Genomic DNA, 13,001 nt, shown 5'->3' with positions numbered 1-13,001 from the left:
ACTCTTCTGTTTTACACTCTTTCTTGGCGATGGAACTCTTCTTGTTCCCGCTCTTCCAGGTATTCACCTTGGGCGCGGATCGCCTCTTGTTCCAGGCGACCCAGTTCGTTAAATTTTTCCTGCTGCTGACGTGCGTGGTGCAGTATACGTTGGCATTCTTGTAGTTTACGGAGTTCCAGTTCCACTTTTTCGGTCATTTCAGCGACTTCCTTTTCCAACTGGGCTTCATTTTCGCGCAACAGGGCAATTTGTTGTTGCCAGCGCTCAAGGCCTTTGCGGTCAATGGGTTGGCCTTGACACAGTTTAAAAAGACGTTGCTCTTCTTCTATTCGCCATTGACAGTAATCTTGTAAGGCTTGCAAAGCCTGTTGATGGTGTTGACGCGTCGTTTGAAGTTTCATTTGTTGCAGGGACAAATGTCGTTCAGCGCGTTCAACACGCAGTGCTTTTATGCGTTGTAAACGGCTAATCATTGTTTCGTTATCTGCTGCAAGAGCGCTAAAGTTTGCGGCAAATCACTTGTTTCATGAGTGCCTTGGCGTAACCAGCTACGTATTGCTTCAATGTGTGCAATGGCATTGTCGGCAACGGGATCTTGCCCCTTCTTGTATTCTCCGATCTGCAACAAAAGCTCAACTTCTTCATACTTAGCTAGCCAATGACGCAACAGACCCGCCTGAGCCTGGTGTTCAGGAGTGATAATTTGGTTCATTACCCTGCTAGCGGAACGTAACACATCAATAGCTGGATAATGGTTAGCCGCAGCCAGCTTGCGTGACAAAATAATGTGACCATCAAGGATCGAGCGGGTCTCGTCCGCTACGGGTTCTGTCATGTCATCCCCTTCCACTAATACAGTGTAAAGGGCGGTAATTGATCCCTTGTCAGATTGACCGGCACGTTCCATTAACCGTGGTAACGCCGCGAATACTGACGGCGGATAACCGCGTCGGGTTGGCGGTTCACCGGCAGCCAGACCTATTTCTCGTTGCGCTCGGGCGAAACGGGTCACGGAATCCATCAGCAGGAGTACACGTTTACCTTGATCACGGAAGTATTCAGCGATTGAGGTCGCTACAAACCCAGCCTTAGCCCTCTCCATCGCCGGACGATCTGAGGTAGCGACTACCAGCACTGAACGTTTCAGCCCTTCTTCACCCAGATCCGATTCGATAAATTCCCGCACTTCGCGACCACGTTCACCGATGAGTGCTAGCACAGTCACATCAACTTCCGCGTTACGAATCAACGTAGATAACAGCGTACTTTTGCCACCGCCCGCCGCGGCAAAAATGCCCATACGCTGACCTTCACCACAGGTTAGCAAGCCGTCAATAGCCCGCACGCCTAGCGAAAGTGGGTGTTCAATCCGTTTTCGACTCATGGGTGCCGGAGCATCCCGATAAACCGGATACAAAGCTTGTGGTTCCGGCAACTGTCCGCCGGAAAATGGATTACCCAACCCGTCAAGAACTTGTCCTAATAAATAATCACCTACGCCAACCTGATGCATGGCTCCGGTTGGACTCACTTCGGTATTTGAAGAGATGCCAAACATCTCGCCAAGTGGTGTCAACAGGGCTTGATGTTGTTGAAACCCAATAACCTCTGCCAGGAGGGACAGTGTATTGTCAGGATTGCGTAAATGACAAAGTTCACCTACCCGCACACCGGGGATGACAGCCTTAAGTAATGTACCGGTGACTTGAGTAACCCTGCCGCGAATCTGAATTAGTCGACATTCATTAATAGCATGGCGCATTTGGCCAGGAATATGGTCAAGGGAAAGCTTCATGATCGTTTATATAACCTCTGCTGCGAGTACTATAAAGAAGGGAAAGCGGAAGAGATTGCAACCTGAGTCGGGAGTTTTTAGAAAATGGTTGGAGTTTGCGTAGCTGTTCCCAGCTTTGATCAGTGAAGCTTCCTGATTTATGGGTTGCTGCTTATGCTTGATGCATCTTACATCAGCTTCAATGGGCAGATGAATGGTGAATCCTGCCCTTGACGATAGTTTACGGCGGATTTTGCTAAAAATTCACGGCTGATTTTGGCATAGGCACCGGGACGGTATCTTTATAATTTGTCCATTATTAACTCTGATATGACAGGATAGGCTATGGATATTATCCAGAATCATCTTCATTCAATAACTTTGTCAGAACCTGATGCCGGGATTACAGCACAACAGGAGCAGGCCAGGGTCGGTCAGTTTCAGGGAGAGAAAGTGGTACTGGTTACTGCATCCCAGTCTTTTGCTGACGCGGCCGAAGAGCTGACTTTTGCATTTTCGGAACGCAAGGATATGCCGCTCTCCAGACGTAAAGTTAGCGATGGACATGCCAGAGTGCGGGAAATTGAGGCATTGGTGGGTGAATACTTACAGAAGGTGCCGGATCTGGAACGCCAACAAAAGGTTAATGCGTTGATCTCTCATTTAAATAGCAGCCAGCTGACGAATATTGCTCAGTTACAGGCTTATCTGGAAAGTTTCTCTGGAGAGGTGAGTGAGCAATTCTATGCGCTGAGTCAGGCCCGTGATGCGTTGGCAGGTAGGCCAGAGGCGCATGCCATATTGACATTGGTTGAACAGGAGTTGTCACGTTTAGCACAAGAGCAAGGTATCGCTATCGAGTTAGGAGCTCGCATTACACCTGATGCCTCGACAGCAGCCAGAGATGGGGTTGGTAATTTGCAGGCATTGCGTAACATCTATCGTGATGCTGTTATGGATTATCAAGGGCTGTCAGCGGCCTGGCGAGATATCCAAGCCAATTTCAAGAGCAGCTCCCTGATGGAAGTAACAGGATTCATCATGAAAGCCCTGAGCGCTGATCTGGACAGCCAACCGCGACAACTTGATCCTATTAAGCTGGAACGTGTGATGAGTGACATGCATAAGCTCCGTCTGCTTAACAGTTTGTCGGTTCAGGTTGAGCAGTTATGGCAAAGCGTGGTAAAGGGGGAAAATCATGGCATACGGGCCTTCTGACCTTATGGGTGATGTCGTTTCTTTGATTGAGAAACGTTGGGCCAATGTGCGGGATGTTGAAATGCTCGGTCATGCTTTGAGCTTGCAGAATAGTCAAACTCAAATTCATTTCTACCGGGAGTTGAAGCGATTGATTCGATTGATTCCGGTGGAAGTGTTCAGTGATGAAGAACAGCGGCAAAACCTGCTTAATTCTTGTCAACTGGCGCTTGATACAGCAATTGAGAGAGAAGAAGACGAATTGTGGTCAGGAGAGGGAGCATCATGAACTGGATAGAGCCACAATTGCTCCAGTTTTGTCAGGATTTGGGTATGGAGATGTTTGATGCTTCCAGTCCCTTGATCCAAATCGATTTTGAATATTCTGGCACATTACAGATTGAGCGCTATGGTGGATCATTAACGCTTTGGCTGGCTCGTGAAATTCCCTGGCATCAGGGGAGAGAGGCGATGGTTAAGGCGATGTTACTCACCTTCAGCGGTCAGGGGCCAGAACTGCCCTTGCGTTGTGGTTGGTTGGGGGAAGATCGCTTGTTGTTGTTTGTGACATTGGATGAACGGAATATAACGTTGCCTTTGCTGCATCAGGCATTTCGCTCCTTACTAAGAGTACAACGTGAGGTGCTCGCTTCGTGAGCAGAATCGCCTCCGCCCATATAGGAATTGAGCAACTGACGGCGATCAGTCGGGAAGAGATAGGGGTTGGCTTACCTGACCGCTATGCGTTATTGCCCGATGGTCAATCCGTTGAAACTCACTCTGCGCGTCTTTATCCAGCCAATAAAGCTGATCAGGCTTTGTTGGCCTTTGCCTGCCCACAAGATGGGTTTCATTCTCTGTTACGTCCCCATGACTTCCGTCAGGCTGTCAATAGCTTGCGTGCAACCTTGCAACAAGATGATGACATCAGGGTACAGCATGCTGTCTCCCTGCTGGAAAAGATGAATCAAGATGAACAGTTGTTGCAGATGGCCCTGCACTTGTTGCACAAGGTATAACCATGACTCTTAGTTATAAACAGCAAAGCGCTTTGCTGCTGCTCGGCTGGCTTCAACTCCAGTATGGTCATCCTGACCGAGCCCGTATTTTATTGGATGCATTACTGGCTTTGCATCCTGAACATCAGGAAGGACGCCGTGCTTTGGTGGTTTCATTACTTAAATTGCAAGAGGGGAGTGTAGCGAAAGAACATTGTGCTCTCTTACAGGATCAGGGAGAACAAAGTGAGGCTCTTTGGCTTTGTGTCAGTCGCGCCTGCCAACAGGAAGGGAACCTGGAAGAAGCACGCAGTGCTTATCAGCGTTATCTTTCTCAAGGGACCGTACTATGAATCGCGGGCTTGAGTTATTAAGCCGGATCGGCGAGCGTAAAGATATTATGCTGGCAATACTATTGCTGGCGGTTGTCTTCATGATGATTCTGCCACTTCCTCCTTTCCTGCTGGACATTCTGATTGCCATTAATATGACCATCTCTGTCGTACTAATGATGATGGCGGTTTATATTAACTCCCCCTTGCAGTTTTCCGCTTTTCCTGCGGTATTACTGGTAACAACCCTGTTTCGTTTGGCACTTTCAATCAGTACCACCCGGATGATCCTCTTGCAGGCTGACGCCGGGAAGATTGTTTATACCTTTGGTAATTTCGTGGTTGGTGGAAACCTGATCGTAGGGATAGTGATCTTTTTGATCATTACCATCGTACAATTTATCGTCATCACCAAAGGTTCAGAGCGTGTGGCTGAGGTTAGCGCGCGTTTTTCCCTTGATGCTATGCCTGGTAAGCAGATGAGCATCGATGGAGATATGCGTGCTGGCGTTATCGACGTCAATGAAGCCAGGGAAAGACGCAGCACTATCGAGAAAGAGAGCCAGATGTTTGGTTCGATGGATGGTGCGATGAAATTTGTTAAGGGTGATGCTATTGCCAGTCTCCTCATCATCTTTGTCAATATTCTGGGCGGAATAACCATAGGCGTTACTCAGAAGGGGATGTCAGCATCTGATGCATTGCAGCTCTATGCCATTTTGACCGTGGGTGATGGTATGGTTTCTCAGGTGCCAGCTCTGCTGATTGCCATCACGGCAGGTATTATTGTTACCCGGGTTTCGTCGGAAGATTCCTCGGATCTGGGGAATGAGATTGGCGAACAGATCATTGCTCAACCAAAGGCGCTACTAATTGGTGGTGTTTTATTGGTGTTGTTTGGCCTTATTCCTGGATTCCCGACATTAATCTTTTTTATGCTTGCGTTGGTGGTGACCGGTGGGGGTTATTTTCTGTTCCAGCGTCAGCGGCAAGCCAATGCTAGTCAGCAAGCTGATCTTCCCAGCCTGTTGGCTCAAGGGGCAGGTGCCCCGGCGGCTAAATCTAAGCCCAAGGTTGGCAGTAAAACCAAAGGCGGAAAACTCGGTGAGAAAGAGGAATTCGCGATGACAGTTCCTTTACTTATTGATGTGGATGCCGGATTACAGGCTGAGTTGGAAGCCATTTCGCTTAACGATGAATTAATACGGGTGCGGCGCGCGCTCTATCTGGATTTAGGAGTACCCTTTCCAGGTATCCACTTACGCTTTAATGAGGGTATGAAGGCAGGAGAATACCTGATCCAACTGCAAGAGGTACCCGTTGCCCGTGGTCGGCTGCGTTCAGAACATCTGTTGGTACAGGAGCCGGTCAGTCAGTTGGAATTACTGGCTATCCCTTATGAGGAAGGAGAACCACTGTTACCTAATCAGCCTACTTTGTGGGTAGCCGAAGCACATCAGGAACGTTTGGCTAAATCCGGGATGGCAGTTTTATCCATGTCTCAGGTGATCACCTGGCATTTGTCACATGTGTTGCGGGAGTATGCTGAAGATTTTATTGGTGTGCAGGAAACCCGCTATCTTCTGGAGCAGATGGAGGGCAGCTATGGCGAGTTGGTCAAGGAGGCCATGCGCATCATCCCATTGCAACGGATGACTGAAATACTGCAACGGCTGGTGGGAGAGGATATTTCTATTCGTAATACACGTGCAATTCTTGAGGCCATGGTGGTATGGGGGCAAAAGGAGAAAGATGTAGTGCAGTTGACGGAATATATTCGCAGTAGCCTCAAGCGTTACATCTGTTACAAGTATGCTAATGGTAACAACATCCTGCCCGCTTATTTGTTGGATCAGCAAGTAGAGGAGCAGATCCGAGGAGGCATTCGCCAGACAAGCGCAGGGAGTTATCTGGCGCTGGACCCGGCGGTGACGCAAAGTTTCCTTGAACAGATGAAAAAAACGGTGGGTGATTTAACACAGATGCAGAATAAGCCGGTGTTGATCGTATCAATGGATATTCGTCGCTATGTGCGCAAGTTAATTGAAGGTGATCACCATGGCTTGCCGGTGCTCTCGTATCAGGAGCTAACTCAACAAATCAATATTCAGCCTCTTGGCAGGGTTTGTCTATGAACCGTGATCCGCTTATCTCTTGGTTTGAGGATCAAGGTTATTCGGTACAGCCTCACTGTATGGGGAGTAGCCCAATTCCTCTGGGCTGGCGTGTATGGTGTGAAGGCTGCGAAATTGCCTGGCGCTATGATGCACCGCGAGTTTGGATCGTGATGTTACGCCGTACCTGGCAGCGCCGAGGGCTTGCTAATCCATTTGCGCCTCTTTATCTGTTGGCAACAGCAACGATGGCTGTGCTTGGGCCGGGTAGCCGACTTTATGGTCAAGTTAATACTTTGGTTGACTCTCCCCTTAATGATGAACGTTTAGCTCGGTTCTATCACCGCTGGACAGGCGCGAGTGAGGTCGCGCCTGGCTGGTTCGAGTTAGAAGTCAGTCGCGTTATCTCGTTACATCAGATGAGAAAACAACAAAAAAAAGTCCAACTCTGACAGGAAGAATCAATATCTCTCTTTATTATAGGAGTCACTGATGCAAGAGGAACCCAATGCCAAAGTACTGCAAGCAGCTGAGGAAGCCATTAAGGACAGTGATCACAGACTGCAATTGTTACAGGAGATGTGGCAGTCTCTTGGCATCAACCCAAATGTGGGTACAGAGCTGTTTGGTCATGCTGATACTTCTTTGGTTCAGGATGCTGAGCAGGAGCTGCTGACAGAAGTTAATCGCTTACGAAGCAGCCATTCTCACTCTTTGGAAGAGGGAAAGCGTCTCCGTCGCCCACCTCGTCTGCGTGGCATTATTGTATAAGGATTTTAAGGTGGAAATTAGGCCATATCAAAATGACCCACAGCTTTTCTTGGCAGATCTGGAGAAGGTTTCGCTGGATAAACTACAAGGTTCTGGATCTTCTGAGCTTGATAAATTAGTTGAGCTTATTAGTAAAAATAAGATCAAAATTGAAGCAAAATATGATCCGGCTAGGGATACGGTAAAATTTGATACAAGGACTATTACTGACGATGAAGAGCTTCTGAAAAAAGTGATTGCCTATTTCCTACCAGCGGATGCTGTTGTCAAGGATGGTCACTTAGATAGCCAAATAAAAAATGGGATCGAGAATCTTAAATCCTTCTTGGATAGTCCGACGAATACATTAAAAACTTGGACGTTAAGAGATTTCCTGGCTACGGTTCATTTTAATTTGACTCCGGATCGTCTGGATGATGATGTAATCGATATATTTGTTTCTGTGATGTCGGGTCATGATAAAAAACGACTTGAGTTGCGTGATGAGTTGGCTGCATTAACTGCGGAGCTAAAGATTTACAGCGTTATTCAGTCGGAGATTAATGCGAAATTGTCAGCTAAGGATGGTGAGCAGAAGCTTTCTATTGACAGTACATCTTTCGACTTGCGGGACTATAGGAAATATGGTTTTAGCGATGAAGCTGCTTTTAGGAATAGTGCAGAATATAAGCTATTAAACAAGATATCTTCTGGTACTGGCCCCATCTCCATTAAGACATTTTTAGAAAGTCCTAACAAGCAGAGTGGAGCTATGAAAAGTCTGGAGAATTCGTATGAATATGACAAAGACAATAATCGCCTGGCTAACTTTTCTACTTCGGTCAACGATCGCGTAAATCCACTAAACAATACTGTCCAGGAAAAAACCACGCGTTTAAATGACGTGAGTTCTCGCTACAACGCTGCTATTGAAGCGTTAAACCGTTTTATCCAGAAATACGACAGCATTATGCGTAATATTCTCGGCGCAATTTAAGGAATAATTATGGAGCACCAAGAAACACCTACCACTTCTGACCAGTACGCACAAGAATTGGAGTCCTTTCTTCACGACGGCGGTACCCTTGCCATGTTGAAGGATGTCTCCAGTGATACGCTGGAACAGCTTTATTCATTAGCGTTCAATCAGTACCAGTCAGGTAAATGGCAGGATGCGCATAAGATATTCCAGGCCTTATGCATGTTGGATCATTATGACTCCCGGTTTTTTCTTGGGCTGGGGGCATGCCGTCAGGCAATGGGACAATTAGAGCAGGCGATCCAAAGTTATAGTTATGGAGCGATGCTTGATATTAATGAGCCTCGTTTTCCATTTCATGCTGCCGAATGTCTCCTGCAATTGGGAGAGCTTGATGGGGCCGAGAGTGGCTTCTACTCGGCTCAACAGCTAGCGGCAGCTTTGCCGGAACAGGCTGCTTTAGCTGCCAGTTCTAGCGCAATGTTAGAAGCCATCACAATAAAAAGGACTCAGGAAGATGACTCTGATAGCAAATGAACACCAAGTTCCTCTATTGCGAGGCGGTTTTCAGGTTGATGATATCCCTGTGGCTACACCTCCTAAAGAGGATTATCGCGTTACGCCTAGCCAGGCTGGTAACGTATCGTCTGATGTAGCTAAGTTACGAGGGGTATCATTGCCGGAACCATTAGCAGTGAGTAATACTCGTCTTGATGTTCAGCAACAAGGGAAAATAGCTAGTCTGGTCGCATCGGTTACGCAAGGAGTAGCGTTGGCAACAGGGCTGACAACAAAGCTGACAGCAGAGTTGAAAGAAACTTCGCGGTTGGCCTCTTTGGCGATGTCCTCACTTGCGGAATTAGAAATTGAACTGGGCAAACTGACCAGTGAGATCGAGCGTACTCAAACGAAGCTCAATATCCAGAATATCCAGCGGGCGCGTCAGGAAAGCTTGCAGAAAATGGATGAGAACCAGCAGAAGATCAAAGAAGCAGAAAATTCTGCTAAAGAGGCGCAAAAATCTGGGTTGTTTTCCAAAATCTTCGGTTGGATCAGTGCGATTGCCTCAATTGTGGTCGGGGCGATCATGGTTGCTACTGGGGTTGGTGCGGTAGCAGGCGCTATGCTGATTGCCGGAGGGGTAATGGGTGTGGTGTCTCAGGGACTGCAACAAGCGGCTCAGGACGGTTTAATCAGCAAGGAAACCATGAAGTGGCTGGGGCCAGTAATAACTGCGATTGAGGTTACGATGGCGGTGGCAGCAGCGGCAGTCAGTTTCGGTGGTTCAGCCGCTGGCTTGATAGCCAAAATGGGCGCTAAGATGGGCACTAAAGTGGCTGAAATGACGGCTAAGATGGCAGTAAAGGCGGCAGAGCTTTCGGCAAAAGTCGCCAGTACGGCGGCTAATACAGCTAATACTCTGTCTCGTAGCGTGAAAGTAGGTATTCAGGTGAGTGACGTGGTTGTTGATTTAGCTAATGGTGGTGCTCAAGTTGCCAATTTTGCGTTCCAGAGTAAAGCGGCTAATCGACAAGCAGATGTACAACTTTCACGTAGCGAATTGACGGCATTCCAGGCTGTAATGGATAAGCTTAAAGAGGAATTGTCCCAGATGGTGGAATCTTTCCAACATGTGATGGAAATGGTCTTTCAGATGCTCAATGCCAGGGGTGACATGATGAACAATCTTGCCAGCCAACCGCATAAAATTTAGGGAATAAAAAGATGAATACTATTGATAGCTTCAACGTTTCTCAGGCGATCACTTTCAGCAATACAACTGATGTTGTGATTGATAAAAATTCTGCGGTAACAACACATGAAGCAGCGATCCAGCAGTCGGAAAAAACCGGGCGTATGGATAAGGTTGATTTGATTGCACCACGACAGGGCCTTGATCTCAGTCGGTTAGGTAATGTTAAGCAAGAATTGACTAGCACATTGGATATGATGTCGTTGCTTTTTGAGATCGCCAGGAAGATGCGTGAATTGGGTATCTTGCAGCGTGATACCGAAAACAAGGCAACGATTGATGCTCAGAAGTCACAAGTAGATGAGATGCGTCATAGTGCCAAGTTGACGATTGCTATGGCTGTTGTTTCAGGTGTAATGGCGTTTGGTTCAGCATTGATGGGTGGCTTCTCTGCTTTTAAAAATAGTCAGTCGATTAAGCAGCAGAAGACGCTGGACAATAATATTGCTGGCCGTAACGAATTAATCGACATCAAGATGCAACAGTTGGGTAAGAGTAGCGATACGGATCGGGCAGCGATTGGTAAAGTATGGGATACAGCGCAAGATGCTGACAAGAATGCTCTGAAATCTCTTACACTGGTTTTTGATAATCGTAACAGCAAGCAGCAGATCTCCAGTTCGGTGATGAACGGTTTAAGAGATATGTCTAATAATGCAGTGCAGGTAGAGCAAGGACTTTCTCAGGCCAAAGCCAAGGAGCATGAAGTCGATTCGTCTGTTGCCCAGCACGAAAAACAAAAGAGTGAAGATCAGATCTCATTGAATAACAACTTTATGAAAGATGTCTTGCAGTTGTTGCAACAACTCTCTCAGAGCCATAATCAGGCATGGCGTGCGGCGGCTGGTGTGGTGTAATCCTGGTAGCCGATAAACGCATATTGTAAGTATGAGCGCCCAAAAGAAGGGCGCTCAAGTTGTTAATAACGCTTTGGTTTTTTGATCAGGACTCTGATTTACCAAGGTTAGTATAAAACTAAGTTGACCAAGAGAACCTATCTCACGACAGTATTGACTTGAAATAGTTATCTTCGCAGGACATTTTATAGAGCAGAATGTGTTACAGAAAAAGCACTTCACCGATGATCTGGCACTCGGTTTACAATCACCAGAGTGACCTTTTTATTAAAAGAACTGCCTTTGAGTGACAGAGGCATAAAAGATGATGGTAGTAAACTAGCTCCCTTTTCTGCAGGAGTAACCCGTTTGCTTAACCGCGCGGTAACTTCAAGTTTACCTGATTTTCTTCTCAGCGGGAGTAATCCATGGATGTGATAGTTATCATCAACCAAGTTTTGGCTGAATTTGCTGCCAAATTTGGCTTGCCACATTTAGCTTTAAATCATGAAGGTGTGTCTGCTCTCTGTTTTGATGAGCATCTTAACCTCTCTTTAATCTTAATTCCTGAACGTGATCAACTCGTTTTACAGGTAGATGTTGCTGATATCACTGCGGTTGGGGAGGGAATTTTCCGTCAATTAGCCAGTTTCAATCGTCATTGGTATCAGTTTGACCTTCACTTTGGTTTTGATGAATCAACTCAGATGGTACAGCTTTATCGGCAAATGTCAGCCAGTCGGCTCAGTTTGACAACTTTTGAGGAGAGCCTTTCGAGTATGTTGGATCATACCGAGTTTTGGCAGGAGTTATTGCAGGCTCAACTTCCAACTGACTCTCAACTGAGTAAATCTCTGGGAATGCGAGTATGAAAATTGATAATTCATTGCCTATTCATTTAACAAACGTATCTCATGAGCATGATAATCTTTGTTGTGATCGCCGGGTTATACCTGGGCATGTACCGCAAAACGTTCATGAGCCGCTTTCTGTAGTATTGAGTCGAAGTCTTGTAATAGAGCTTGAGCATGAGGCGGCGTTACAGCGTTTGTTGGATGGGCAGTATACCCCGTTATCACAACGTAGAATCAGCCTGTTATGACCAAAATAGGGTTGGTATTACTGTGTTTGCTGATTACCGGGTGTGTCAGTAAGGTAAGCAAGAATGACGCATCGCCGTTGATTGAGGGGGATGTAACCATGCCAGTTTCTCTGCTCAGAACAGCAAACGTTGAGCTGTCATTGCTTACTGTTGTTGAAGGAAAAGTATTGACAGTAGGTGAGATGAATTATCGTCTGGATATGTTACCCCTCACTTTTTCTATGCGTTTAAATCCACAGTTTTCCCATGATGAGTTGTTTTTAAGAACCCGCCTGCGCTGGGATGGGAAACGAGCGATACAGGCAAAGAGTCAACAACGAATTGTGACAGGAAAAAGAATTGTAGTGCAATTGTCTCCTTTACCTTGTTATCCAGAGTGTCTATAAGCTTGAATAGTCAATATCTTGGGCTATTTACATTATTTTATATTGAATAATTTCACGGGATATTTTCTTATTTATATTATCTAATATGTAATTTAATTGATTTTCAATATTAAATATTTATACAATAATACATTGTATAAATTACTATTTCCCTATTTCCCTATTTCCCTATTTCCCTATTTCCCTATTTCCCTATTTCCCTATTTCCCTATTTCCCTATTTCCTGATCATAATTTGCATTAAGATATCTGAAGCATTAATTAAGATACGGCATTGTCTATTGGATACTCTCTACCGATTATAACGACACCTTTCCTATCATTCTTTCCTAAGACTGACATGCTGAAAGACTAAGATAATAACATTAATAGTGGATAATGATGTGCTCCATAAAATTCATCGGATGGAGATATGACTGTTTAATCATTCGAACTTTACTCTGTCTTATTTACTGGATTAATAAAATTGAATTGTTATGGTTACATGAAACAGTAACATGAAAATTCTCTATAAGAAGATCACTTAATCGTCATGCAATAAGAGAGGCAGGAAGTTTTTTTATTTTGTATAGAAAAAAGATAAAAAATCCTGCTTTAAAAAGATTGTTAGCGAAACGTTTTATTCGACAAGTTGCTTTGAGAGATTTATTATTTGGGGTGCATAATTATCATGAGGTATGGTTTGTTATACGTTGTAAATTAATATTATTATTAAATAAATTCATTAATTGGTGATTACGATGTTCTGAATGTAAATTTCTCTGACGTGATTACTTGGTTG

At 45.6% G+C, this 13,001-nt stretch carries 17 protein-coding genes; 15 read left to right on the top strand and 2 right to left on the bottom strand.

The features are described 5' to 3' along the window. Positions 1-11: 11 nt before the first annotated feature. Both C5470_RS04770 and sctN read right to left on the bottom strand, forming a co-directional pair. Complete coding sequence (locus C5470_RS04770) at positions 12-473, bottom strand: type III secretion protein (RefSeq protein WP_166286419.1); 462 nt, start codon at positions 471-473, stop codon at positions 12-14. Then, the gene (gene sctN, locus C5470_RS04765; protein ID WP_166286417.1) at positions 470-1,795 is read right to left on the bottom strand and encodes a type III secretion system ATPase SctN; all 1,326 of its coding nucleotides are present in this window, start codon (positions 1,793-1,795) and stop codon (positions 470-472) included. Before sctN ends, C5470_RS04770 begins: the two co-directional genes overlap by 4 nt. 324 nt (positions 1,796-2,119) lie before the next feature. Between sctN and sctW the strand changes: the two genes are divergently transcribed. The 15 genes from sctW to C5470_RS04690 all read left to right on the top strand — a co-directional run bounded on the left by sctW (position 2,120) and on the right by C5470_RS04690 (position 12,221). Further along, positions 2,120-2,992, top strand: coding sequence for a type III secretion system gatekeeper subunit SctW (gene sctW, locus C5470_RS04760; protein WP_166286415.1), 873 nt, complete (start codon positions 2,120-2,122; stop codon positions 2,990-2,992). Further along, positions 2,973-3,260, top strand: coding sequence for a TyeA family type III secretion system gatekeeper subunit (locus tag C5470_RS04755; RefSeq protein WP_036842622.1), 288 nt, complete (start codon positions 2,973-2,975; stop codon positions 3,258-3,260). Before sctW ends, C5470_RS04755 begins: the two co-directional genes overlap by 20 nt. Next, entirely contained in the window at positions 3,257-3,628 is a 372-nt protein-coding gene (sycN, locus tag C5470_RS04750; protein WP_166286413.1) for a type III secretion chaperone SycN, read from the top strand. The genes C5470_RS04755 and sycN overlap by 4 nt, the downstream gene beginning before the upstream one ends. Beyond that, positions 3,625-3,990 carry a YscX family type III secretion system protein SctX gene (sctX, locus tag C5470_RS04745; protein ID WP_166286411.1) on the top strand — a complete coding sequence of 122 codons (366 nt, stop codon included), beginning with the start codon at positions 3,625-3,627 and terminating at the stop codon, positions 3,988-3,990. Before sycN ends, sctX begins: the two co-directional genes overlap by 4 nt. Positions 3,991-3,992: 2 nt before the next feature. Beyond that, complete coding sequence (gene sctY, locus C5470_RS04740) at positions 3,993-4,322, top strand: type III secretion system chaperone SctY (RefSeq protein WP_166286409.1); 330 nt, start codon at positions 3,993-3,995, stop codon at positions 4,320-4,322. Then, on the top strand, positions 4,319-6,436 hold the full coding sequence (sctV, locus tag C5470_RS04735; protein ID WP_166286407.1) for a type III secretion system export apparatus subunit SctV: 2,118 nt from the start codon (positions 4,319-4,321) through the stop codon (positions 6,434-6,436). Before sctY ends, sctV begins: the two co-directional genes overlap by 4 nt. Beyond that, positions 6,433-6,867, top strand: coding sequence for an LcrR family type III secretion system chaperone (locus C5470_RS04730; protein ID WP_036842638.1), 435 nt, complete (start codon positions 6,433-6,435; stop codon positions 6,865-6,867). The genes sctV and C5470_RS04730 overlap by 4 nt, the downstream gene beginning before the upstream one ends. Before the next feature lie 40 nt (positions 6,868-6,907). Beyond that, positions 6,908-7,186: an LcrG family type III secretion system chaperone gene (locus tag C5470_RS04725; protein WP_166286405.1), complete on the top strand. Its 279-nt coding sequence runs from the start codon at positions 6,908-6,910 to the stop codon at positions 7,184-7,186. A gap of 10 nt (positions 7,187-7,196) precedes the next feature. Then, a complete protein-coding gene (locus tag C5470_RS04720) occupies positions 7,197-8,162 on the top strand; it encodes a virulence-associated V antigen (RefSeq protein WP_166286403.1) in 966 nt (321 codons plus the stop codon). A 9-nt stretch (positions 8,163-8,171) separates the two neighbouring features. After that, the gene (locus C5470_RS04715; RefSeq protein ID WP_132352488.1) at positions 8,172-8,681 is read left to right on the top strand and encodes a SycD/LcrH family type III secretion system chaperone; all 510 of its coding nucleotides are present in this window, start codon (positions 8,172-8,174) and stop codon (positions 8,679-8,681) included. Beyond that, complete coding sequence (sctE, locus tag C5470_RS04710) at positions 8,662-9,858, top strand: type III secretion system translocon subunit SseC family protein (protein WP_166286401.1); 1,197 nt, start codon at positions 8,662-8,664, stop codon at positions 9,856-9,858. Before C5470_RS04715 ends, sctE begins: the two co-directional genes overlap by 20 nt. Before the next feature lie 11 nt (positions 9,859-9,869). Next, positions 9,870-10,754, top strand: a complete 885-nt coding sequence (locus C5470_RS04705) for a YopD family type III secretion system translocon subunit (RefSeq protein ID WP_166286399.1) — start codon at positions 9,870-9,872, stop codon at positions 10,752-10,754. A 407-nt stretch (positions 10,755-11,161) separates the two neighbouring features. Continuing rightward, positions 11,162-11,605: a type III secretion system chaperone gene (locus tag C5470_RS04700; protein WP_166286397.1), complete on the top strand. Its 444-nt coding sequence runs from the start codon at positions 11,162-11,164 to the stop codon at positions 11,603-11,605. Further along, positions 11,602-11,835 carry a T3SS regulon translocated regulator ExsE family protein gene (locus C5470_RS04695; RefSeq protein ID WP_166286395.1) on the top strand — a complete coding sequence of 78 codons (234 nt, stop codon included), beginning with the start codon at positions 11,602-11,604 and terminating at the stop codon, positions 11,833-11,835. The genes C5470_RS04700 and C5470_RS04695 overlap by 4 nt, the downstream gene beginning before the upstream one ends. Continuing rightward, complete coding sequence (locus tag C5470_RS04690; RefSeq protein WP_166286393.1) at positions 11,832-12,221, top strand: YscW family type III secretion system pilotin; 390 nt, start codon at positions 11,832-11,834, stop codon at positions 12,219-12,221. The genes C5470_RS04695 and C5470_RS04690 overlap by 4 nt, the downstream gene beginning before the upstream one ends. The last annotated feature ends 780 nt before the right edge of the window (positions 12,222-13,001 follow it).

This window comes from Photorhabdus stackebrandtii, from assembly GCF_011189495.1.
Lineage (GTDB): Bacteria > Pseudomonadota > Gammaproteobacteria > Enterobacterales > Enterobacteriaceae > Photorhabdus > Photorhabdus khanii.
The sequence above is the reverse complement of the archived record's forward strand: the minus strand, read 5'-3'. Positions and strand labels throughout refer to the sequence as shown.

Bases quoted from the DNA above. Each gene is read 5' to 3' on its own strand.
- sctV (WP_166286407.1), top strand. From the start codon at position 4,319: ATGAATCGCGGGCTTGAGTTATTAAGCCGGATCGGCGAGCGTAAAGAT.
- sycN (WP_166286413.1), top strand. From the start codon at position 3,257: ATGAACTGGATAGAGCCACAATTGCTCCAGTTTTGTCAGGATTTGGGT.
- C5470_RS04690 (WP_166286393.1), top strand. From the start codon at position 11,832: ATGACCAAAATAGGGTTGGTATTACTGTGTTTGCTGATTACCGGGTGT.
- C5470_RS04725 (WP_166286405.1), top strand. From the start codon at position 6,908: ATGCAAGAGGAACCCAATGCCAAAGTACTGCAAGCAGCTGAGGAAGCC.
- sctY (WP_166286409.1), top strand. From the start codon at position 3,993: ATGACTCTTAGTTATAAACAGCAAAGCGCTTTGCTGCTGCTCGGCTGG.
- C5470_RS04715 (WP_132352488.1), top strand. From the start codon at position 8,172: ATGGAGCACCAAGAAACACCTACCACTTCTGACCAGTACGCACAAGAA.
- C5470_RS04705 (WP_166286399.1), top strand. From the start codon at position 9,870: ATGAATACTATTGATAGCTTCAACGTTTCTCAGGCGATCACTTTCAGC.
- C5470_RS04730 (WP_036842638.1), top strand. From the start codon at position 6,433: ATGAACCGTGATCCGCTTATCTCTTGGTTTGAGGATCAAGGTTATTCG.
- C5470_RS04770 (WP_166286419.1), bottom strand. From the start codon at position 473: ATGATTAGCCGTTTACAACGCATAAAAGCACTGCGTGTTGAACGCGCT.
- C5470_RS04755 (WP_036842622.1), top strand. From the start codon at position 2,973: ATGGCATACGGGCCTTCTGACCTTATGGGTGATGTCGTTTCTTTGATT.
- C5470_RS04700 (WP_166286397.1), top strand. From the start codon at position 11,162: ATGGATGTGATAGTTATCATCAACCAAGTTTTGGCTGAATTTGCTGCC.
- C5470_RS04695 (WP_166286395.1), top strand. From the start codon at position 11,602: ATGAAAATTGATAATTCATTGCCTATTCATTTAACAAACGTATCTCAT.
- sctN (WP_166286417.1), bottom strand. From the start codon at position 1,795: ATGAAGCTTTCCCTTGACCATATTCCTGGCCAAATGCGCCATGCTATT.
- sctW (WP_166286415.1), top strand. From the start codon at position 2,120: ATGGATATTATCCAGAATCATCTTCATTCAATAACTTTGTCAGAACCT.
- sctE (WP_166286401.1), top strand. From the start codon at position 8,662: ATGACTCTGATAGCAAATGAACACCAAGTTCCTCTATTGCGAGGCGGT.